We start from the raw sequence: 20,547 nt of genomic DNA, 5'->3' as shown, positions 1-20,547 counted from the left end.
GCTTCCATGCCCGGTCCGACGTTTATTATTGAACTTCCTATTCGAGTCAGTGACTCTGAGTCTCAAACGATACTCAGAAAGCTTGAATTCGCCCGTCAACTTCATAATGTCACTCTTGGTAGTGCCTTAGGTCAACTGCAACAACTTCGTCAGGACAGGGATTGGAAAAAAGCTTGTTCAATGCCTAAGGGTAAAGAAAGAACGAATTTATTCAAATCGCTGGATAGGAAGTACCATCTGACTGAATACGACTTACATGCAGTGATTGCCAAACATCGGCAAGCCAGCGGCCGAAAGACAGAACTCGGTATTAATGAAACGCAAAAAAATTGCTACCCGAGTGTTTCAGGCCGTGAATCGATACAAGTTGGGTTTGGGAGGACGCCCTCGTTTTAAATCTGCCAAGCGCGGTTTAAGAAGTATTGAGGGTAAAACAAATAAAACCGGACTGAAGTTCAATATTGAAAAATCTGTGTTGAGTTGGTGCAAACACGACTATCGGGTCATCGTCGATTCTAAAGATGACTACACCCGTCGAGCCTTTTTAAAAGAAGACGGTTCGCAAGGATTTAAAACAATCAAAGGGAAAAATCGTTTTTATCTGCAGGTTGTTTTGGAAGGTTATGCACCGGTTAAACACATCTATGCATCAACTGAGGAGCGTTTATCCATTGATCCCGGTCCTCAAACGATTGCCGTATTCAGTGAGCTCTGGGCTGGGAAAATTAAAGTAGCGCCGCGCGCACGAGTTGATGAAAAAAGAATTCGCATCCTGCAGCGATCAATGGATAGGAGCTTACGGCAAAATAATCCGGATTGTTATGACAACAATGGAGTATTCAAAAAAGGAATTGAATTAATCAGAACGAAAAGCTACGAAAAACGAGTGCAAGATTTAAAGGAATATCATCGCAAAGCATCGGCTACCCGACGTTGTGAGCATGGACAGTTGATCAATTTATTGCTGTCTGCTGCCGGTGAGATTCGTATTGAAAAGAATAGTTGGAAGGCTTTTCAAAGGGGACATTTTGCAAAGAGCCTGGGAAAAAGCGGCATATCGGGATTTATTGAGCAACTGAAAAGCAAGGCTGAAAGTGCCGGTTTGAAGGTAGTGGAAGTAAAGCCCTATAAGTTGAAGCTCAGCCAATATGATCCGTATACGGAAACATACGAAAAGAAAGCCTTAAATGAGCGTTGGCATCAGTTAGGGAAAAGTTCTGAGTGGATCCAACGTGATGTGATGAGTGCACTGCTTTTGCAGTGTGCGGATATAGAAAATGACAAGCATATTCCGACAGAGGTGATAAAGACTCTGGAAGGTGCGAAACAGTTCCTGAGGGACGCGGGGTATGTGATATTAAAACCATCGAGTAATGGGGACAATTGTCAGCCATTTGCGTCGCAGCCGAAGGCTGCGACGACGGAGAAGGTTCGTCTTGAAATCTTTTGTGGTACGGATGACAGTCATCTGTAGCCCCATTGAGAAGAGATTCTCTATGGGAGCGGGTGAAAAAGTTCGTGCTTGGTCAAAAGAAACCTTCCTTCTTTAGAGGGAAGTTGTTTAGAGAGGAGCCGTTTTTTCTTTCAACCAGCATTTTTCCTGCTCATTGAGCATCGGACTCAGTTTACGAAATACTTCCTCGTGATAGCGATTAATCCAATCGACTTCCTGTTCAGTGAGTTCATCGGTCAATATCGCTTTTCTTTCGTAAGGTAAAAAAGTGACCGTTTCGAACCGCATAAATTTACCGAATTCATTTTTCTGTGCTTTTTGAACCAAAACAGAATTTTCAATCCTCACGCCGTGTCGTCCCGGTTTGTAGACTCCAGGCTCGTCTGAGAAGAGCATCCCTTTTTCCAAAACAACGTTTTTCGCATAAGGGAAAAGCGGAGCATATTCGGTGATGATTTTGCCCGGCCCCTCGTGCACGTTCAGAATGTAACCGATACCGTGACCGGTTCCATGATTGTAATTTTTCAGTTTTCGCCAATGATTGGACTTTACGACTGCATCGATCAGATCGCCGGTAGTTCCGTAAGGAAATGTCAAGGTTGCCAAGGCCACATGAGTTTTGAGTGTCAACGTGTAATCTTCTTTCATTTCCCGCGTTAATTCACCGACAGCCACGGTTCGCGTTAAATCCGTTGTTCCACAAAAATAGTGCGCGCAAACATCAAAGAGCAGCAATCCCTCAGGTTGAATAGATGCACTGTTTTGTCGTGTCGGCCTGTAGTGCGGCAAAGCGGCATTAGCTCCGTATCCGACAATCGGAATATTGGCCGGTTGAATGTAGAGCGAACTCGCTTGACGAAATTCGTTGAGTTTTTGTCCGACCTCATATTCATTAAGAAGACCACTTTGAACATTGGATTCAATCCACCTCATCAAACGTACGACTGCAACTGCTTCTTCAATGTTGGCTCGACGAATGTTGTCCTGTTCTCCACGACTTTTACAAGCCTTCATGGCTGTCACTTCATCAAGGCCTGTTTTGACCGTTACATTTTTAGGAATAGCACTGTAAAGTTTGAACGGTGTTTTGGTTTCGTCAAGATATAACGTCGTACCGGAGGGTAATTGTTGAATGAGTCTTTCTATATCACCGTATTCTCGCAATGACCAACCGTCTTGACTTAATTTCTTCAAAATAGATTCTGAAAATTTCAATCGATCTGCGCACAAAAAAGCCTCATCAGGAGTCACTAAAGCATACGAATGAAAAAACGGATAAAGGGCATTGTCGTGACCCCTCAAATTCGTCAGCCACGCGATATCATCCAAGCCGCAAATCAACGTAGATGTCTTGTTTCCGAATTTTTGAAGACGTTTGCGTAGCGCAAGCAGTTTTTCCTGACGGCTCTGCACTGCATACTGTTGCGGCAGTTCCCAAACCGGATCCTGAGATAGTTGAGGTCTATCGGTCCAAACTTCTCCGACTAAATTTCTGTCGCAAAGAATCTGCAAATTTTTAATGGTCAATTTCTCACGAAAAGTCTGCAACTGAAATTGACTCAGTACCTCACCGTCTACACTGAGAGCCTCGCCTTCGTGCACTCTTAGCCTAATCCATTCGTTCCACAAAGGTGTGTCGGGATCCGAAATACTATAGAGCTGAAAGGTTTGCGGTTCAATTTCTCTTCGAGCTTGATCAATGTAGCGGCCATCTGTCCAAAATGCAGCCTCATCCTGGGTCACAACCGCATAACCCATGCTGCCCGTAAAACCGGTCAGCCACTGAACAGCTTTCCAATGTTCACTCACCGATTCCGTTTGGTGAGGATCTGTTGTTCCGACATACAAAGCTTGAGCATTAATCTCCTGCATTAATCGACGAAGCGCTTGTAATTTTTCAGAAGTGTTCATTTTCGATTTCCATAGTTTGGGAAGACATTTCTTAGATTACTACGAACGTCGAATCAATCGAAAAATTATTTTGATTATTTTGAGAGTCAAAAAAAAGACAACCCGTTTTCGAGGTCGCCTTTTTCGTTTTCTCAATCTTTTTGTCAAGCTATATGCGAGGGTCTGTCAGCAAATTGGATTTTGTACAGATTAGCATACACGCCGTTTTTCTCAAGCAATTCGTGGTGATTACCGATTTCAACGATATGCCCGTGTTTCATTACGACAATGCGATCTGCTCCTTCAATAGTTGATAAGCGATGCGCCACCACAAAACTCGTACGACCGACCATCAACTCATCGAGCGAAGCCTGGATGTACTTTTCGCTTTCCGTATCCAAAGCACTGGTTGCTTCATCCAAAAGCAAAATCGGAGCATTCTTCAAAAGCGCCCGGGCAATGGAAATTCGCTGGCGCTGACCACCGGACAATTTGGCTCCGCCTTCACCCACTCGCGTATTAAAGCCGTCGGGCAACGATTCAATAAACGGCAAAAGATAGGCCGCTTCGGCTGCTTTGCGAATATCTTCTTCGGTCACCTTATCTCTGACACCGTAAGCGATATTGGCAGCGATCGTATCATCAAAAAGCACCACGTCCTGACTCACTAGCGAAATCTGTGCACGAAGACTCTTTAAGGTCAAATCTTTTTGGCTGATCCCATCAAAGAGAATATCTCCGGAAGTCATTGTCCAGAAACGCGGAATCAGATTAATTAAAGTGGTCTTACCGGAACCCGATGAACCCACCAAAGCAATCATTTCACCGGGTTTGACATCCAGTGTGAAATTTTCCACCGCAGGCTGAGCCGCACCTTCGTAGGTGTGGCAGACGTTGCGGAAACTCACATTACCGGTTGCGCGCTCCAACGTCTTGGTTCCGTTATCCTCTTCAGAAGGCTCATCAACCATCTTGAAAACACTTTCTGCCGCTGCAGACATACGGGCAACCGATCCGTTTAAGCTTGAGAGATGGCGAATAGCCGGCATCATCAAAAGCATTGCGGACAGATAGGTTGTGAATTCACCCATGGACAATTGCCCCATGCGTGCTTGCGTTAAAGCAAAGACCACCACAACCGATACGCCGATCATCGTCACAAGCTGCGTTAAAGGTGTACCCAAAGACTTTACTGCCTGCATACGAACGGATAAAGATCTCAGGCGCTCGTTGATCACACCGAAGCGCTTTTTCTCGTACTCATAGCCGTCGTAAATTTTGATCACGCGCTGTCCTTCGTAGGCTTCCTGAATCGCCACACTCATATCGCCGAGCGTATTTTGTGAGCCCATCGTCAAACGCTTAACGGTTTTACTGACCCACTTCAAAACAAGGGCCAACAAAGGAGCTACAACAAGCGTCACCAACGTCAAAAGCCAATTGTGATAAATCAGAATACAGGCCAGCGAAATAATCTGAAGGGAGTCTCGAACCAAAGTCGTCAAAATTTCAGCGGCCATGCCAAGCGCACTTGATGCTTCATTGACGAATTTCGATACGATCTTACCCGACATGTAATGCTGATACATCTGCGATGACCATTGAATCATCCGCTCGAACATCAAGCGGCGGATACGCACCAGTACCTGTTGACTGACTCGCTGCAAAAGGTAATTGGACAAAAATTGAGTACCGCCGTGCAAAACAGAAATACCGATCAAGCCGATAGGCGTGAGCCAGACAATGTTGGGATTGTGTTCATAAAATCCCAAATCGGTGAGTTTACCCAAAAGAACGGCGATCAAAGAAGAGCTCGCCGCTCCCAAAACCATACAAACGATAGCCAGAGCAATTTCTTTTTTGTGCTCGGGCAAATAAGACATCAGGCGTCGAACATACGGATCTTTAAAGATCGGAACGCGGTCAATAAATTTTTTACTCATGAGGTGTCATCGCAAAAATATCGGCAGTATTTTAACGGGACAGACGCTTGGCTGTCTTTTCGGTTTTGTTAACGTTTATGACACGGCGGGCACTGCGCTTTTTGGTTTCTGCTACGCCTTCGTACCCTTTGTCATAAACGTCTTTTCGGGAGGCAAACTTTCTGCCGCCTTTATTGGCACCGCTTCCAGCCCTTGTCGTTTGGCGACCGGTTGCAGCCGCAGAAGTCTTTTCGCGTCCCGGCACCACACCGGCACGAGAACTCCCTTTTTTCAGATCCTCAATCCAAGCCTTCACCCAATCATCCGATAAACGCATCTTGGCACCGCGTGGAAGGTCTTTAGGCAACAAAACCGCGCCAAAACGCACACGTATCAATCTCGATACCGTTAAACCCACCGCCTCAAAAATACGACGCACCTCGCGATTTCGACCTTCAGCAAGCGTCACTCGATACCAGTGATTGGAAGAGACGCCTCCGATATCTTCTATACGAGAAAATCCGGCCATCCCGTCTTCAAGCTTGATGCCTTTGAGAAGCTTGTCTTTATTCTCTTCGGACAATTCCCCTTGCACACGCACGGCATACTCGCGCTCAATTCGGTAGCGCGGGTGCATGAGCATGTTGGCTAATTCTCCGCTTGTGGTAAAAAGCAGTACGCCCTCGGTGTTAAAGTCAAGGCGCCCCACGGCAATCCATCGTTCTCCGTTCAAGCGCGGCAAGCGATCAAATACACTCGGGCGACCCTGCGGATCATCCATTGAAACAATCTCGCCGGCAGGCTTATGGTACAAAAGCACTTTGGGCGCCTGAGCCTTCATGATTCCACGTTTAACCAAACGTCCCTTTACCCGAATGGTGTCATTGGCATGCACTCTGTCGCCGACCTTCGCTACGTCTCCGTTGACTGTCACGACTCCCGTAGCAATAAGCGCTTCCATTTCCCGACGAGAACCCAAGCCTGCATCGGCCAATACTTTCTGCAGTTTTTCTGTCGCAGAAGACGTCTCTGCAACAGCTGATAATTCAGTCGTCTCCCCATTATCAAAAGGCTTTATGCGGGGCTTTTTCGACATCGGGGCTCTAAAAGGAGTGCGCCTGGCGCTTGTCTTTCTCACTGTCACCTTATTCGGGGTGTTTTTCTTGACTGGCATCGTCATCGTCTCCAAAATCGAGCGGTTCAATCAAATCCTCTAATCTCGCATGTTCATCATCAATCGCTTTCAATGCAGAACGATCTTTGACGCGAGTAACGCTCTCCGGCGTTTGATTTTGCCCCTCAAAAAGTTCAAATGCTTCAACCTGTGGTTCCTGATCCGGACCGATACTGGGTAAATCCTGCAGACTGTTGAGACCCAAATCCACCAGGAATTGACGGGTGGTGGCAAAAAGCTCAGGGTGTCCTACCGTCTCGCGTCGTCCGATCACTTCAATCCAATTTCGATCCAAAAGTGTTTTGATGGCATTGGGATTGACCGTCACACCGCGAATTTTTTCGATATCGCCGCGTGTGACCGGCTGACGGTATGCAATCACCGCCAATGTTTCCATCACTGTACGCGTATATTTGGGCGCTTGCTCAGGGTGAAGCTTTCTCAAAATATCTCGCATGGCAGGCACCGACTGAAAACGCCAAAGTCCATCGGCTACCTCTCGAAGTTCAAGCGCTCTGCCCTGCCAATCTGCACGCAGTTCAGCTAAAAATTCCAATACCTGCGTCTTGGTATAGCGCTTATCTAAGCACTCTCGAAGTGTAGTCACCGACAACGGCACATCGCTTGTCAGCAAAGCGCCTTCCAAAATCCATTTCGGATTGTCATTGAGCGTCATTCGGTTAGCACCCCATCAACGTAAAACCATTGAGCGTTTTCTCTCACAAAACGACTGGTTTCCACTTGCTTAAACGCCCGACCGTTTATCTTTCCGCGGGCAATAAAAGATACCGTAGCCCGATCTCCCTCAGAATCAAAAGACACAATTTCCAATCCAAACCACTTCACGGGCTCAGTTAAATTCAATTGACTCGGTCGTGTCGACTCATGCCACGTCCGCAACAGATAATCGGCGCGTCCTTTTACAAATGCACTGTACCGACTTTTCATCAGAGTCAATGCATCGGGAGCGTTTTCCCCGGCATGAAAACGCCCGCAACAGTCCCTGTAGTCAAGAAGACTACCGCATGGACACAATGCGGGCATTTTCTTTTTTTTCATACCGAAACGTTATTCGGACTTCTGTTCGCGCTCGGCACGTGCGTGACGGCGACGATCAATTTCCGTTAAGTAGCGTTTTCTCAAACGAATCGTATGAGGGGTAATTTCCACCAATTCGTCATCGTTGATGAATTCCACGGCACTTTCGAGCGTCAGCTGCACGGGCGGCACCAAGCGGATGGCTTCGTCAGTACCCGAAGCACGGATGTTCGTCAACTGCTTGCCACGAATCGGATTGACAACAATGTCGTTATCACGAGAGTGAATACCGATGATCATCCCTTCGTAGAGTTTATCGCCGGGCTTGACAAACATACGACCGCGATCTTGCAGCTTCCACAGAGCGTAGGCAACAGCTTCACCGTTATCCTGGCTGATCAGCACACCGTTTCTGCGTTCACCGACATCACCTTCTTTGATCGGACCATAGTCATCAAAGACGTGACTCATGATGCCCGTGCCGCGGCACATCGTCATGAATTCGCTTTGGAAGCCGATCAAACCGCGGGCAGGAATTCGATATTCCAGACGCACACGACCCTTGCCGTCGGGTTGCATGTCTTGCAGATCACCTTTGCGGCGACCCAATTCTTCCATCACAGCCCCTTGGTGTTCTTCTTCCACATCCACCGTGAGCACTTCGTACGGTTCCATCTTCTGACCGTTGATCTCTTTGAGCAACACACGGGGACGGGAAACAGCCAATTCATAGCCTTCACGGCGCATGTTTTCGATCAAAATCGTCAGATGCAATTCGCCACGACCGCACACTTCAAAAACCGTTTCATCATCGGTAAGCTTCATGCGCATGGCAACGTTGGATTTCAATTCGCGCTCCAAGCGTTCACGAATCTGGCGGCTGGTGACATATTTGCCTTCACGACCGGCCAAGGGACTCGTGTTGACTTGGAAATTCATCGACAGAGTCGGTTCGTCCACCTTCAGAAGCGGCAGTGCTTCAGGCTTTTCAAGATCGGTGATGGTGGTACCGATCGACAGTTCTTCAATACCGTTAACCAAAACGATGTCGCCTGCTTGAGCCGAATCCACGAGCTTGCGATCCAAGCCTTCAAACATCAGGATCTGATTGACCTTCACCTTCTTGGGGGTATCGTCGGGGCCATTCATGATGCAGACATCTTCGCCTGCGTGAATGCGGCCGCGGTGCACACGACCGATGCCGATCTTACCCACATAGCTCGAGTAATCCAGCGAGCAGATTTGAAGCTGCAGGGGACCGTCGGGATCGTCATCGCGAACAGGCACTTTTTCAATAACGGTATCGAAAATGGCACGCATATTGCCGATTTTCTTCAACTCTTCAATATCGTCGGTGAAGCCCGCCACACCTTCCAGGGCCGAGCAATAAATCACAGGGAAATCCAATTGCTCTTCGGTTGCACCCAACTTATCGAAAAGATCGAATGTTTGGTTCAACACCCAATCCGGGCGGGAGCCCGGGCGGTCAATCTTATTGATGACCACAATGGGCTTCAAACCGAGAGCCAAGGCTTTACGCGTAACAAAACGCGTCTGCGGCATCGGGCCTTCCACGGCATCGACCAACAAAAGCACCCCGTCGACCATCGAAAGAACGCGTTCGACTTCACCGCCGAAGTCCGCATGCCCCGGGGTATCAATAATGTTAATGTGAGTGCCTTCGTATTCCACAGCACAGTTTTTAGCCAAAATCGTAATGCCGCGCTCACGTTCCAAATCACCGCTGTCCATCACACGTTCCTGGACTTCCTGATTGGCACGGAAAGTGCCGGCTGCGCGCAGCAGTTTGTCAACCAAGGTGGTCTTACCATGGTCAACGTGCGCGATAATCGCGATATTGCGAATAGCACGAGTATTAGTCATTTGTCGTCTCAATATCTTTCTTGTTGGCAATTAATCGTTCGGGTTCGAGCACTCCGCGCTCATTGACGCGGGCCGTTCCCACCATTTGCTCATCAGGTCCGTAGACCCTCACTCGCGGGCAGCTTTGCAGTCCGAGAGCCAAACGCTGGCCGTGGCAAAACCGCACGCGATCGTTTTCGCTTAAATGTACCGCAGGAAGCGTCGTCATGAGCGCATCAAGCGGCTTTAAAACGTTCAATCGCTCCTGAATACTCATCGATTCAAGAGCTTCAAGAGTGACGCTGTCTTCAATCGAAAGCGTCCCCACTTTTGTTCTTCTTAAGCTTGCCAGGTGAGCCCCGCACCCGAGTGCTTCGCCGATATCCTCGGCCAATACCCGAATGTAAGTCCCTTTGGAGCATGTCACTTCAACCGTGAGCAGCTCATCGGCAAACTGCAGAATATCTAACTTTTCGATTCGTACCGAGCGCGCTTCACGCTCGATACTCACACCCTCCCGAGCCAAGTCGTAGAGTGTTTTACCGTCGCGTTTAAGAGCAGAAAACATCGGAGGAATCTGAGCGATTTCCCCTCTGAAGGACTCGAGCGTTTTTTCAATATCCGCTCTTGTCACCTGCACCGGTCTGGTTTCGATAAATTCTCCTTCCAAATCCCCGGTCGTGGTTTTCTGTCCTAACTTAATGCCTGCGACATAGGTTTTATCGGCATGCAAAAGATCTGCCGAAAATTTGGTCGCTTCTCCGAATGTCAGCGCCAAAAGACCGCTGGCGAGCGGATCGAGTGTTCCCGTATGACCGGCCTTTTGCGCATTGAGCAAACGCCGTGCACTTTGCAGCGCCGCATTCGATGTCATCGCATAGGGCTTGTCCAACAACAAGACCCCGTCGACCGCCCGACCTCTTCTTTTCATTGTTCACCCTTGGTCTGCTTCATCGCCTGATCAATCAAGCGATCCATTTCAAAACCCTTGGCCACACTGGTGTCGTGCTCAAAATGTAACGTCGGCACCGTGTGAATCGACAAAAGTTTAAAGAGATGGTTTCTGAGCATCCCGGCAGCAGCATTGAGTCCCTCACGAGCTTGAGAGGGCTCAGCGCCGATTACCGTAAAGTAAACCTTGGCATGAGCGTAGTCAGGAGTAATTTCGCACCCCGTGAGCGTCACTAAACCGACGCGAGGGTCGCGGACTTCCTGAGGAATGAGTCTGGCCAAATCTTTTTGAATCTGGTCAGCCACCCGCAGAGCGCGTCCCGGTTTTGCTGCTCTCATGTCTTTTTCCTTTCCTTACTGTCAGACGGATTAACTTGCCTTCAGCGCTTAATCCGTCCGAATTTCATTACAACGTACGGGCCACTTCCGTGACTTCAAAGATTTCAAGCTGATCGCCTTCTTTGATGTCGTCATAGCCTTTAAGCGACAAACCGCATTCCAGACCGGCCTTGACTTCGCGCACATCGTCCTTGAAGTGACGCAACGAATTGAGCTCACCGGTCCAAATCACCACGTTGTCACGCAGCAATCGGGCCGATGCCGTACGGCGCACCACACCTTCCAGAACCTTACAGCCGGCAATCATGCCGACCTTAGGCACGCGGATGCATTGGCGGATTTCCACCAAACCCAGAACGGTTTCGCGTTTTTCAGGAGCCAACATACCGCTCATGGCTGCCTTCACATCATCGACAGCATCGTAAATGATGTTGTAGTAACGAATGTCGACACCGTTGCTTTCAGCAAGCTTACGAGCCGGCGCGTCAGCACGAACGTTAAAGCCGATGATAACGGCCTTGCTCGCCAAGGCGAGGTTAACGTCGGTTTCCGAAACACCCCCCACTGCAGAGTGAACCACCTGCACGCGAACTTCATCGGTAGAAAGTTTAGTCAACGCATGAACGATGGCTTCGGTCGAACCCTGAACGTCAGCCTTCACAATCAAAGCCAAAGTCTTCGTTTCTCCGTTACCGGCATCAGCAAAAATGTTTTCCAGTTTAGCGGCCTGTTGCTTAGCCAACTTCACATCACGGTATTTACCTTGACGGAACAACGCAATTTCACGGGCTTTGCGTTCATCGGGCAAAACCATGATTTCGTCGCCTGCCTGCGGCACACCGGACAAACCTTGAATTTCCACCGGGATGGAAGGACCGGCTTCGGAAACAGCCTTACCCGTTTCATTGATCATGGCACGCACGCGACCGAATTCGGCACCGGCCAAAACGATATCGCCACGATGCAAGGTTCCGGATTGAACCAAAACGGACGCAACCGGACCGCGGCCTTTATCCAATCGCGATTCAATCACAAGGCCCTTTGCCATACCTTCACGCGGTGCCTTCAATTCGAGCATTTCGGCCTGAAGCAAAACGTTTTCAAGCAATTCGTCAACACCTTGACCGGTTTTGGCCGACACAGGAATAAAGGGCACATCTCCGCCCCAATCTTCCGGCATCACGTCGTTTTGCACGAGTTCCTGCTTGACTCGTTCAGGATTGGCTTCCTGTTTATCGATCTTATTGATCGCAACCACCATCGGTACACCGGCGGCTTTGGAGTGAGCGATAGCTTCTTTAGTCTGAGGCATCACACCGTCATCGGCAGCCACCACCAAAATCACAATATCGGTTGCCTGAGCACCGCGAGCACGCATAGCCGTAAAAGCTTCGTGCCCCGGAGTATCCAGGAACGTCACGATACCGCGCGGAGTCTTGACGTGGTAAGCACCAATGTGTTGGGTAATACCGCCCGCTTCACCGGCGGCGACCTTCGCGCGACGAATGTAGTCGAGCAAACTCGTCTTACCATGGTCAACGTGACCCATAATTGTCACCACCGGCGGACGCGGCAGGGCTTCTGCCGTATTTTCCTGAATCATGTCGCCCAGAATCGCTTCCGGATCATCAGGCTTGGCAGCAATGGCGTGGTGACCCATTTCTTCGACTACGAGCATGGCCGTGTCCTGATCGAGCATCTGGTTGATCGTGACCATCTGACCCATCTTCATTAAGGTCTTGATCACTTCAGTAGCTTTCACAGCCATCTTATGAGCAAGATCGGCCACACTGATCGTTTCCGGGACACTGACATCACGCACCACGGGTTCAGTGTTCTGAACCTGTTGGGGCTTGGGCTGTTCGTGACGACGGTTATTACGATTTTTACGCGAACCGCGCCATTGTTCGTTGCCGTCATCGTCCTCGTCAATCACGCGGGCATTGCCCTTATTGCCGCCACGATGCTTGTTGTCATCCCATTTGGACGAAGCACCGCCGTGGTTGGAACCGGCGTGTTTACCGCCTTTTTTCTTCCCGCTCAACTCTTCGTCGCGATCGCGGTCATTGTTCTTATTGCCCTTCTTTTTATCTTGGTTTTTCTTACCTTCGGAAGGTTTATCACTCTTAGCCTTCATGACAGAAGGTTTGGGCTTACTCATCATTTCACGAATGGCACGAGCTTCCTCTTCGGCTTTGCGCTTGGCTTCCTGGCGACGTTTGATTTCTTCTTCGCTCAGTTGAGCAGGCTGATGGGCCTTTTGTTCAACCGGACGCGGCATCGGCTTTTTAGCCTGTTGCACCTTGGGCTTATCACCTCTGCGGAAGTCATTGTCCTTTTGAGACTTGTTGTCTGCCTTTTGCTGAGGCTTTTGTTGCGACTTTTGCTGCGGCTTTTGAGCAGTGCGATCATCGGCCTTTTGTTGCAGCTTCACTTCCGGCTTATTCGTGCTTACAGGCTTTGTTTCCGTCTTCTGAGCCTGCGCCTCTTTAGCCGCTTGGGCCTCACGCGCAGCGGCTGCTTCAGCCTCGGCTTTGGCTCGAGCCTCAGCCTGAGCCTTTTGTTGAGCTTCGCGCTCTTCGGCGAGTTTTGCTTCACGCTGAGCCTGAAGCTCCTTCTGACGTTTTTCTTCCTCGGCCTTTTGTTCAGCCGCTAATTTCGCCTTAGCCTCTTCAAGCGCACGAGCGCGCTCGGCTGCCATAGCCTGTTCACGAGCCCCTGCAGCCGCAGAAGTGTTTTTCACCAACACACGTTTTCTGCGCACTTCCACTTTCACAGTATGCTGACCATCGGCTTGTTTGACCGTGGTCGTTTCCTTACGGGTGAGTGTAATTTTTCTGGCTTTTGCCTGACGATCCTCACGCAGAAATTCCACGAGCTTACGTTGATCGGCTGCTGTCACGGCATCGGTCTCACTTTGTTTATCAATGCCGGCGCTTTTCAACTGACGCAACAATTCGGTTGCCGTCACTTTCATTTCTTTGGCCAACTCTAAAACGGTCGAAATTGCCATATTCTCTCCTTTCGCACTTTATCGATAAAGTACGCTTTAGTTGTTGAACCAATGGGCGCGGGCGGCCAAAATCAACTTGGATGCACGATCAGCATCAATTCCGCTCATTTCCACCAGTTCGTCTACGGCTAATTCGGCCAAATCGTCACGAGTTTTCACACCGTGAGCAACCAGCACGTTAACCAAATCATTGTCCATACCTTCAAGCGAAACCATTTCCGGTTCAGCTTGGCGCAGATTTTCTTCACGTTCAAGATCCTGCATGAGGCACTTGTTGCGAGCACGTTCACGAAGTTCTTTGACGGTATCTTCATCAAAGGCTTCGATTTCGAGCAATTCGGATTCAGGCACATAAGCCACCTCTTCAATTGAAGAGAATCCGTTTTCAATCAAAATGTCGGCGACATCGTTGTCAACACCGAGCTTTTCAACAAATTCCGCGCGAATCTTGTTGGTTTCCTCATCACGCTTGGCATTGGCTTCTTCGTCGGTCATGATATCGATCTTCCAACCGGTCAATTCAGAAGCCAAACGCACATTCTGACCGGCACGACCGATCGCAATGGCAAGATTTTCCTCATCAACCACTACTTCCATCGTGTGCGTATCTTCAAGCATGACTACGCCGGAAACCTTCGCCGGTTCCAAAGCGCTCACCACAAACTGGGCCGGTTCATCATCCCAAACCACGATGTCCACACGTTCTCCGCCCAATTCATTGGAGACGGCATTTACACGAGTGCCGCGCACACCGATACAGGTACCGACCGGATCCAAACGGGCATCCTTGGCTTGAACAGCAATCTTGGCACGACTGCCCGGATCACGAGCCGCGCTCTTGATTTCCAGAAGACCTTCTTCGATTTCAGGAACCTGAAGCGCAAAGAGTTCTTTAATAAATTCCGGACTTGTGCGAGACAAAAAGACTTGCTGACCCTTGCAGGAGCGATCCACACGGGCCACATAGGCGCGCACTCGATCGCCCGGGCGGAAAGATTCCTTGGGTAACATTTCAGAGCGCGGCAAGCGGGCTTCGACCTTACCGATTTCCACAATCGCATCGCCCTTATCCATACGCTTGACCAAACCGGAAATCACCTTTTCATCGCGAGCCAAAAATTCCACGAGCATTTGTTCGCGTTCGGCATCACGAAGACGTTGCAGAATCACTTGCTTGGCATCTTGAGCGAAACGGCGGCCGGAGCTGTTGATATTTTCAACTTCCTGACGAATGTAGTCACCCACTTGCAAATCGGGATATTCGTCATGAATATCGGAGTACATTTCCTGACGATCAGGCTCTTGCAACCCCTGATCATCTGCCACGACAAGCCAACGGCGCCAGGCTCTGTAATCACCCGTATCGCGGTCAACATGCACTTCCACATCGGCATCTTCACCGGCAAAATTAGCCTTTTTCACTGCAGAGGCCAGAGCCGTTTCAAGCACTCCGAAGACGACTTCGCGCGGCACGCTCTTTTCCTGTGCCAACACTTCAACCATTTCAAGCATTTCGCGGTTCATTTTTACTTTCCTTTGAAATTTAATTCTGCAACCAAATGGGCCCGATCGACCTGGTCGATCGTAAAGCTGACGGCAACGGGCTCAACAGCGGAAATCTTTTTCCCGCGCTTTTGAGCAATTCGCTCCCGAGCGGCCTGCGCCGGAGTTCTGGCCGGCTTTTCATCCGTAAACAAAAAATCGATCGTCGATTGACCATCGTCGGTGTGTACACCCTGAATTCTTCCGTCGAGCTTGCGGCGCCCGGCTTCAGGAAAACCTTCGGCCATGAGCGGCTCAAACAATTCCACGTGAACAAGCTTGCCGACAAAGCGCTCCCAGTCCTTCAGGCGCTTTAAAGGTCTCTCCACGCCGGGAGAAGAAACTTCCAAACGTTCGTAGTCAATATTTTCCACGGTAAACAGGTATGTCAACTGATTGCTCACCCGTTCACAGTCATCCACCCCCACTCCGGCGGAGCAGTCCATCGTGACTCGGATCAAACCACGGGGCAGACGCTCTAATTCAACGAATTCGAAGCCCATTCCTTCAACGGTTTGTTCTACAAGCGTCAACAAATCTGTCGATGTTTCTGTCATTAATATGCAATCCTCACGGAGAATTTCTAAAAAAAGATGGGCTCTAAGGCCCATCCATCCCCTTTATGTCAGGCAACCCCGACAAAAAGGTTTTGCATGAATTTTCCATCAGACTCAACGACTTCATTCATGCTCGACGACCGATAAATAATAAAGGCACTTTAGAAAGTGCCTTTATTCTTTTTATCTTCACGCAGGATTATACAGACCGTCAGCAAAAAATCAATCACTTACAAGCTGATTTTTAAGGATTTTTTGTTAATCTTTTCGCCATCCAAAATTTTCGCTTTCTATATCTATTTTGATATCAAAATAGAAATAAAAATGGCGGAGAGAGAGGGATTTGAACCCTCGATACGAACGAGCCGTATACCGGATTTCGAGTCCGGCGCATTCGACCACTCTGCCATCTCTCCGCACAGTAGAGTTTGCGATTGTATCAGATAGAGTTATTTTTTGCTGATGCCTATCAAGACGAAACTGTGGATAAGTTAAAAATTGTGTTGATTGTCCGATGATTTTACCTGTTGCCGTCACGCAACATTTCGTATAAAGAATCGGTTTTTTCCAAGGGTAAATACTAAAAGTTGAGAAATTCTTTTGAGGTTACTCAAATTTTCTTTTACTTTTGCAATAACATTACTATTAAAGGGCTATCCTGAACCTATCTGAATCACTAATTTCTGTAGGAGTTTTGTCAAAATGGATCTCAAAGAAATTCTTGAACGCAATAAAAAAGCTCACCATCGTCTTGGCCTGATCACCAAGGAGTTGTATGACACTTTGAGTGACGGCCATCACAACAGCCTTCGTATGTCTCAAGTCAGCGAAATGATGAATGCTTCTTTCGAAATGTTGAAAGAATCTGATGTTTTGCACTCCTACGCTGAAGAAGAATTAAAGGTAGAAGAAAAGACGACAGCGAAGAAGGCTACGAAGCCCGCTGCTAAACCCGCTGCCAAGAAGACAGCCGCTAAGAAGGAAGAAACAAAGGCTCCGGCCAAGAAAGCTGCTGCTAAGCCTGCTGCCAAGAAGACAGAAGCTAAGGCTCCTGCCAAGAAGGCTGCTGCTAAACCTGCCGCTAAGAAGGCTGAAGCAAAAGCCCCGGCTAAGAAAGCCGCCGCTAAGCCTGCTGCCAAGAAGACAGAAGCTAAGGCTCCTGCCAAAAAGGCCGCTGCTAAACCCGCAGCCAAAAAAACAACAACTAAAAAAGCCGCTAAGAAGTAATCTTTTTTAACGGAACTTTTCGGGAGGTTCAATACCTCCCGAAACGAAGAAGCGGAAGTTTCTTTTTGAAACCTCCGCTTTTTGTTGACTCATTCTGTGTCAGATTAGGCCTTGAAATCACCCAACGGTTGATTTTCCGGACGCAACACTTCCACTCCTCCCATATAGGGGCGCAGAACTTCAGGCACGGTCACGCTGCCATCGGCGTTCTGATAGTTTTCCAACACAGCCACCAACGTACGGCCCACAGCAAGGCCTGAACCGTTTAAGGTGTGCACGTACTGAATCTTGCCATCCTTACCCTTAACACGGGCACCCATGCGACGCGCTTGGAAGGCTTCGCAATTGGAGCAGGAAGAAATTTCACGATACGTGTTTTGAGCCGGCAACCACACTTCCAAGTCAAAAGTCTTGGCAGCGCCGAAACCCATATCACCCGTGCAAAGCGTAATCACACGATAGGGCAGACCTAAGCGTTGCAAAATGGTTTCAGCATTGTGAACCATCTCATCGAGATGTTTATAGCTGTCTTCGGGACTCACAATACGAACCATTTCAACCTTATCAAATTGGTGCTGACGGATCATACCGCGAGTATCACGACCATAGGAACCGGCTTCAGAACGGAAGCAGGGGGTATGAGCCGTAATCTTAATCGGCAATTGATCGGCACGGAGCAACTTTCCGCTTACCATATTGGTCAAAGAAACTTCAGCGGTCGGGATCAAATACATCCGTTCGCCTTCACCTTCTTGACCGCCCTTCTTGGCAGCAAAGAGATCTTCTTCAAATTTGGGCAATTGTCCGGTGCCGCGCATCGTTTCAGCGCTGACAACGTACGGTGTATAGCATTCCACATAACCGTGTTCACGGGTATGGGTATCAAGCATGAACTGTGCCAATGCACGATGCAGACGAGCAACCTGACCGCGCATGAAGCAGAAACGGGCACCGGATTCTTTGGCGGCCGTTTCAAAATCCATTCCTAACGGCACACCGACATCAACGTGATCTTTGATCGGGAAATCAAACGTACGCGGCGTACCCCAGCGACGCACTTCAGGATTATCGCGTTCGTCACGGCCGACCGGCACAGACTCGTGCGGCAAATTCGGAACACTCATCAACAATTCGTTTAAGTCGTTGCGGATTTGTGCCAAGCGATCTTCGAGTTCAGAAAGTTTTTCAGGAATAGCAGCCGCTTCAGCCATCAAATCGGCTGCATCACCGCCTGCCTTACGGGCCGCACCGATTTGCTTGGACAAGCTATTACGCAAGGCCTGAAGTTCTTCGGTTTGTTTTTGAACAGCTTTACGGTCATTTTCCAGTGCATTAAATTCTTTGACCGGAAATTCAAACGGACGAGTGGCCAAGCGGGCCACGACATCATCGAGTTGCTTACGCAATAAATTGATATCAAGCATTATCGATTCCTAGGAATTTGAATAAACAGAGCGGACTCTGAAAAAACACATTCGGTAATTGTCACCCCTTTACGCTTCGATTGCAAGAGCTTCATACCTTAAATTGTTACTTTTTCGAGCGAATTCTGCCCTCACCCTTAGCCCAAGCCTGACGATTAAGCATTTTGAGCCTTTCAAGTTTTTCGGCAATTTTTATCTCAAGACCTCTGGGTCGTGGATAGTACCAGTGCATATTTTCAAGCCCCTCGGGTAAATATATTTCTCCGGCTGCAAAAGCATCCGGTTCGTCATGAGCATAACGATAACCGTGAGAATAGCCCAACTCGCTCATCAGTTTTGTCGGCGCATTTCTCAGATAAAGAGGCACAGGGCGCGAACTGTCCTTTTTGACAAAACTTTTTACTGCGTTATAAGCCACTTCCGTGGAGTTACTTTTAGGAGCAATAGCGCAGTATACGACAGCATTGGCAATAGCCAATTCCCCTTCGGGCGAGCCTAATCTTTCAAAAGCCTGAGCTGCATTAAGCGCAATTTCAAGCGCTCTCGGATCAGCAAGCCCAATGTCTTCCGTGGCCATGCGAATCACACGTCGACAGATATAAAGCGGATCACAGCCTCCTACAATCATTCGTGTCATCCAATAAAGTGCCGCATCCGGATCACTGCCTCGTACAGATTTATGCAGTGCGGAAATCAAATCGTAGAAATTATCACCGCCCTTATCAAAACGACGCAGAGTCTGAGGCAAACTTTGTCTGAGTAAATCTGCATCAATTTCTGTAATTCCCCGATCTTGAGCGAGATGGCAAGCCAACTCTACTGCGTTTAAAAAACGTCTGGCATCACCGTCAGCCAAATTAAACAAAATATCTTTCGCCTCTTGGCTGAAAATTAGTCCGGGAGATTCCGCTTCAATAGCTCGTGGCAAAAGTTTTTCAAAATCTTCTGCTTTCAGGCTTTCTAAAACATAGGTAGCCGATCGAGACAAAAGTGCACTGTTGACCTCAAAGCTGGGATTTTCTGTTGTCGCACCGATAAAGACGAATAAACCGCTTTCCACATGCGGCAAAAAAGCATCTTGTTGGGATTTGGAGAAGCGATGAACCTCATCGACAAAAACCAAGGTTGACTCTCCGGTTTGTTGCATATGATGTTCTGCTTTCTCTACGGCTTCCCGGATTTCTTTTACACCACTGAGAACAGCCGAAATAGCAATGAAAGGCAAATGAAAAGCCTGAGCCATAATTCTGGCTAAAGTGGTCTTTCCGACCCCGGGCGGTCCCCACAAAATCATTGAATGAGGACGACCTTCCTCAAAAGCCACTCTCAGCGGTTTTCCTGGGCCTAATAAGTGCTGTTGACCGACCACCTCGTCTAGCGTTTTCGGACGCAGTCTCTCTGCCAGAGGCTGCATACGAGCATTTATTCGATGAGTATCATCCCTTTTGTGTGTCTTAACCTGATTTTGAGGTATCAGATCAGCAAATAAATCTTCATTCATAAAAAAAGACCATATAAACGGTGCAATATCATTAGGTGATTATAGGATACTATGTACAGCGGTATTAACGTCGAGGGATCTCAGAGATGTATTTAAGACGATTTCAAAAAGAGGATCTGCAAGACTTGATTGCTCTATTTAAAGATACAGTCCGGGCGATCAATTCGAAGGATTATTCCGATGAAGAAATTCAAGCCTGGATTACTTCAAAAACGAATTTTGCAGATTGGCAGGAATCTTTAACTCGGAACTATTGTTTGGTGGCCATTGATAATCAGAACATAGTCGGATTCGGCGATATCACAACCGATGGCTATTTGGACAGACTCTATGTTCATCGGGATTTTCAAGGACAAGGCATTGCTACCGTCCTTTGTAACCAATTAGAACTTCAAGCAAAGGGGACAATTGTGACTCACGCCTCAATTACGGCAAAAGGATTTTTTGAAAAAAGAGGATACCGAACGAGAAAAGAGCAAAAAGTATTTCGAAACGGAGTTTGGCTGAAAAACTACGTTATGCAAAAAGACTGACTTTAGACTCGTAATAAAAAAGCCCCGAAGCGATAAACTTCGAGGCTTTTTGAATGGGGAGCCGGGCAATGTCCTACTTTCACTGGAAATACAACCAACTATCATCGGCGCTAAGGCGTT

General features: G+C 48.3%; 16 protein-coding genes, 1 tRNA gene and 1 pseudogene. 4 read left to right on the top strand and 14 right to left on the bottom strand.

The window, feature by feature from the left end; genetic code table 11:
* A pseudogene (locus H5985_RS08570) lies at positions 1 to 396 on the top strand (hypothetical protein); the annotation flags it as partial.
* Positions 314 to 1,474 carry a hypothetical protein gene (locus H5985_RS08565; protein ID WP_205050902.1) on the top strand — a complete coding sequence of 387 codons (1,161 nt, stop codon included), beginning with the start codon at positions 314 to 316 and terminating at the stop codon, positions 1,472 to 1,474. The pseudogene H5985_RS08570 and the gene H5985_RS08565, both read left to right, overlap by 83 nt.
* 87 nt (positions 1,475 to 1,561) lie before the next feature.
* On the opposite strand, the gene H5985_RS08560 is transcribed toward H5985_RS08565, so the two are convergent.
* The 12 genes from H5985_RS08560 to H5985_RS08505 form a co-directional block, all read right to left on the bottom strand.
* Positions 1,562 to 3,364, bottom strand: coding sequence for a M24 family metallopeptidase (locus H5985_RS08560; RefSeq protein ID WP_205050901.1), 1,803 nt, complete (start codon positions 3,362 to 3,364; stop codon positions 1,562 to 1,564).
* Positions 3,365 to 3,507: 143 nt separating this feature from the next.
* Entirely contained in the window at positions 3,508 to 5,286 is a 1,779-nt protein-coding gene (gene msbA / locus H5985_RS08555; RefSeq protein WP_205050900.1) for a lipid A export permease/ATP-binding protein MsbA, read from the bottom strand.
* Between the two features lie 31 nt (positions 5,287 to 5,317).
* Complete coding sequence (gene rluB, locus H5985_RS09480; protein ID WP_420892577.1) at positions 5,318 to 6,361, bottom strand: 23S rRNA pseudouridine(2605) synthase RluB; 1,044 nt, start codon at positions 6,359 to 6,361, stop codon at positions 5,318 to 5,320.
* Positions 6,362 to 6,410: 49 nt separating this feature from the next.
* Positions 6,411 to 7,115, bottom strand: coding sequence for an SMC-Scp complex subunit ScpB (scpB, locus tag H5985_RS08545; RefSeq protein ID WP_205050898.1), 705 nt, complete (start codon positions 7,113 to 7,115; stop codon positions 6,411 to 6,413).
* Positions 7,112 to 7,498: a YchJ family protein gene (locus tag H5985_RS08540; protein ID WP_205050897.1), complete on the bottom strand. Its 387-nt coding sequence runs from the start codon at positions 7,496 to 7,498 to the stop codon at positions 7,112 to 7,114. Before H5985_RS08540 ends, scpB begins: the two co-directional genes overlap by 4 nt.
* A gap of 9 nt (positions 7,499 to 7,507) precedes the next feature.
* Positions 7,508 to 9,361 (bottom strand): translational GTPase TypA, encoded by a 1,854-nt coding sequence (gene typA, locus H5985_RS08535; RefSeq protein WP_205050896.1) that lies wholly within the window; start codon positions 9,359 to 9,361, stop codon positions 7,508 to 7,510.
* Positions 9,354 to 10,271 (bottom strand): tRNA pseudouridine(55) synthase TruB, encoded by a 918-nt coding sequence (truB, locus tag H5985_RS08530; RefSeq protein ID WP_205050895.1) that lies wholly within the window; start codon positions 10,269 to 10,271, stop codon positions 9,354 to 9,356. Before truB ends, typA begins: the two co-directional genes overlap by 8 nt.
* Positions 10,268 to 10,630, bottom strand: coding sequence for a 30S ribosome-binding factor RbfA (gene rbfA / locus H5985_RS08525; protein WP_205050894.1), 363 nt, complete (start codon positions 10,628 to 10,630; stop codon positions 10,268 to 10,270). The genes truB and rbfA overlap by 4 nt, the downstream gene beginning before the upstream one ends.
* 67 nt (positions 10,631 to 10,697) lie before the next feature.
* Positions 10,698 to 13,643, bottom strand: coding sequence for a translation initiation factor IF-2 (gene infB / locus H5985_RS08520; RefSeq protein WP_205050893.1), 2,946 nt, complete (start codon positions 13,641 to 13,643; stop codon positions 10,698 to 10,700).
* A 36-nt stretch (positions 13,644 to 13,679) separates the two neighbouring features.
* A complete protein-coding gene (gene nusA, locus H5985_RS08515; protein WP_205050892.1) occupies positions 13,680 to 15,167 on the bottom strand; it encodes a transcription termination factor NusA in 1,488 nt (495 codons plus the stop codon).
* A gap of 2 nt (positions 15,168 to 15,169) precedes the next feature.
* A complete protein-coding gene (gene rimP / locus H5985_RS08510; protein WP_205050891.1) occupies positions 15,170 to 15,742 on the bottom strand; it encodes a ribosome maturation factor RimP in 573 nt (190 codons plus the stop codon).
* Between the two features lie 325 nt (positions 15,743 to 16,067).
* Positions 16,068 to 16,158: transfer RNA gene (locus tag H5985_RS08505), tRNA-Ser, on the bottom strand.
* 286 nt (positions 16,159 to 16,444) lie between these two features.
* Between H5985_RS08505 and H5985_RS08500 the strand changes: the two genes are divergently transcribed.
* Entirely contained in the window at positions 16,445 to 16,969 is a 525-nt protein-coding gene (locus H5985_RS08500; protein WP_205050890.1) for a hypothetical protein, read from the top strand.
* A gap of 104 nt (positions 16,970 to 17,073) precedes the next feature.
* Here the strand turns inward: H5985_RS08500 and serS are convergent, their stop codons facing one another.
* A complete protein-coding gene (gene serS / locus H5985_RS08495) occupies positions 17,074 to 18,393 on the bottom strand; it encodes a serine--tRNA ligase (RefSeq protein ID WP_205050889.1) in 1,320 nt (439 codons plus the stop codon).
* A 106-nt stretch (positions 18,394 to 18,499) separates the two neighbouring features.
* Positions 18,500 to 19,807 (bottom strand): replication-associated recombination protein A, encoded by a 1,308-nt coding sequence (locus H5985_RS08490; RefSeq protein ID WP_239481743.1) that lies wholly within the window; start codon positions 19,805 to 19,807, stop codon positions 18,500 to 18,502.
* A 173-nt stretch (positions 19,808 to 19,980) separates the two neighbouring features.
* Between H5985_RS08490 and H5985_RS08485 the strand changes: the two genes are divergently transcribed.
* Complete coding sequence (locus H5985_RS08485; RefSeq protein ID WP_205050887.1) at positions 19,981 to 20,427, top strand: GNAT family N-acetyltransferase; 447 nt, start codon at positions 19,981 to 19,983, stop codon at positions 20,425 to 20,427.
* The last annotated feature ends 120 nt before the right edge of the window (positions 20,428 to 20,547 follow it).

This window comes from Parasutterella secunda, from assembly GCF_016901835.1.
In the GTDB taxonomy this organism is placed as follows: domain Bacteria; phylum Pseudomonadota; class Gammaproteobacteria; order Burkholderiales; family Burkholderiaceae_F; genus Aphodousia; species Aphodousia faecavium.
Note: the sequence above shows the minus strand (reverse complement) of the source record. Positions and strands in the feature narration are given on the sequence as shown.

What these genes read in the sequence shown, in the direction of transcription:
- H5985_RS08565 (WP_205050902.1), top strand. Translation starts at nt 314, where the DNA reads ATGAAACGCAAAAAAATTGCTACCCGAGTGTTTCAGGCCGTGAATCGA.
- H5985_RS08560 (WP_205050901.1), bottom strand. Translation starts at nt 3,364, where the DNA reads ATGAACACTTCTGAAAAATTACAAGCGCTTCGTCGATTAATGCAGGAG.
- msbA (WP_205050900.1), bottom strand. Translation starts at nt 5,286, where the DNA reads ATGAGTAAAAAATTTATTGACCGCGTTCCGATCTTTAAAGATCCGTAT.
- rluB (WP_420892577.1), bottom strand. Translation starts at nt 6,361, where the DNA reads ATGTCGAAAAAGCCCCGCATAAAGCCTTTTGATAATGGGGAGACGACT.
- scpB (WP_205050898.1), bottom strand. Translation starts at nt 7,115, where the DNA reads ATGACGCTCAATGACAATCCGAAATGGATTTTGGAAGGCGCTTTGCTG.
- H5985_RS08540 (WP_205050897.1), bottom strand. Translation starts at nt 7,498, where the DNA reads ATGAAAAAAAAGAAAATGCCCGCATTGTGTCCATGCGGTAGTCTTCTT.
- typA (WP_205050896.1), bottom strand. Translation starts at nt 9,361, where the DNA reads ATGACTAATACTCGTGCTATTCGCAATATCGCGATTATCGCGCACGTT.
- truB (WP_205050895.1), bottom strand. Translation starts at nt 10,271, where the DNA reads ATGAAAAGAAGAGGTCGGGCGGTCGACGGGGTCTTGTTGTTGGACAAG.
- rbfA (WP_205050894.1), bottom strand. Translation starts at nt 10,630, where the DNA reads ATGAGAGCAGCAAAACCGGGACGCGCTCTGCGGGTGGCTGACCAGATT.
- infB (WP_205050893.1), bottom strand. Translation starts at nt 13,643, where the DNA reads ATGGCAATTTCGACCGTTTTAGAGTTGGCCAAAGAAATGAAAGTGACG.
- nusA (WP_205050892.1), bottom strand. Translation starts at nt 15,167, where the DNA reads ATGAACCGCGAAATGCTTGAAATGGTTGAAGTGTTGGCACAGGAAAAG.
- rimP (WP_205050891.1), bottom strand. Translation starts at nt 15,742, where the DNA reads ATGACAGAAACATCGACAGATTTGTTGACGCTTGTAGAACAAACCGTT.
- H5985_RS08500 (WP_205050890.1), top strand. Translation starts at nt 16,445, where the DNA reads ATGGATCTCAAAGAAATTCTTGAACGCAATAAAAAAGCTCACCATCGT.
- serS (WP_205050889.1), bottom strand. Translation starts at nt 18,393, where the DNA reads ATGCTTGATATCAATTTATTGCGTAAGCAACTCGATGATGTCGTGGCC.
- H5985_RS08490 (WP_239481743.1), bottom strand. Translation starts at nt 19,807, where the DNA reads ATGCAGCCTCTGGCAGAGAGACTGCGTCCGAAAACGCTAGACGAGGTG.
- H5985_RS08485 (WP_205050887.1), top strand. Translation starts at nt 19,981, where the DNA reads ATGTATTTAAGACGATTTCAAAAAGAGGATCTGCAAGACTTGATTGCT.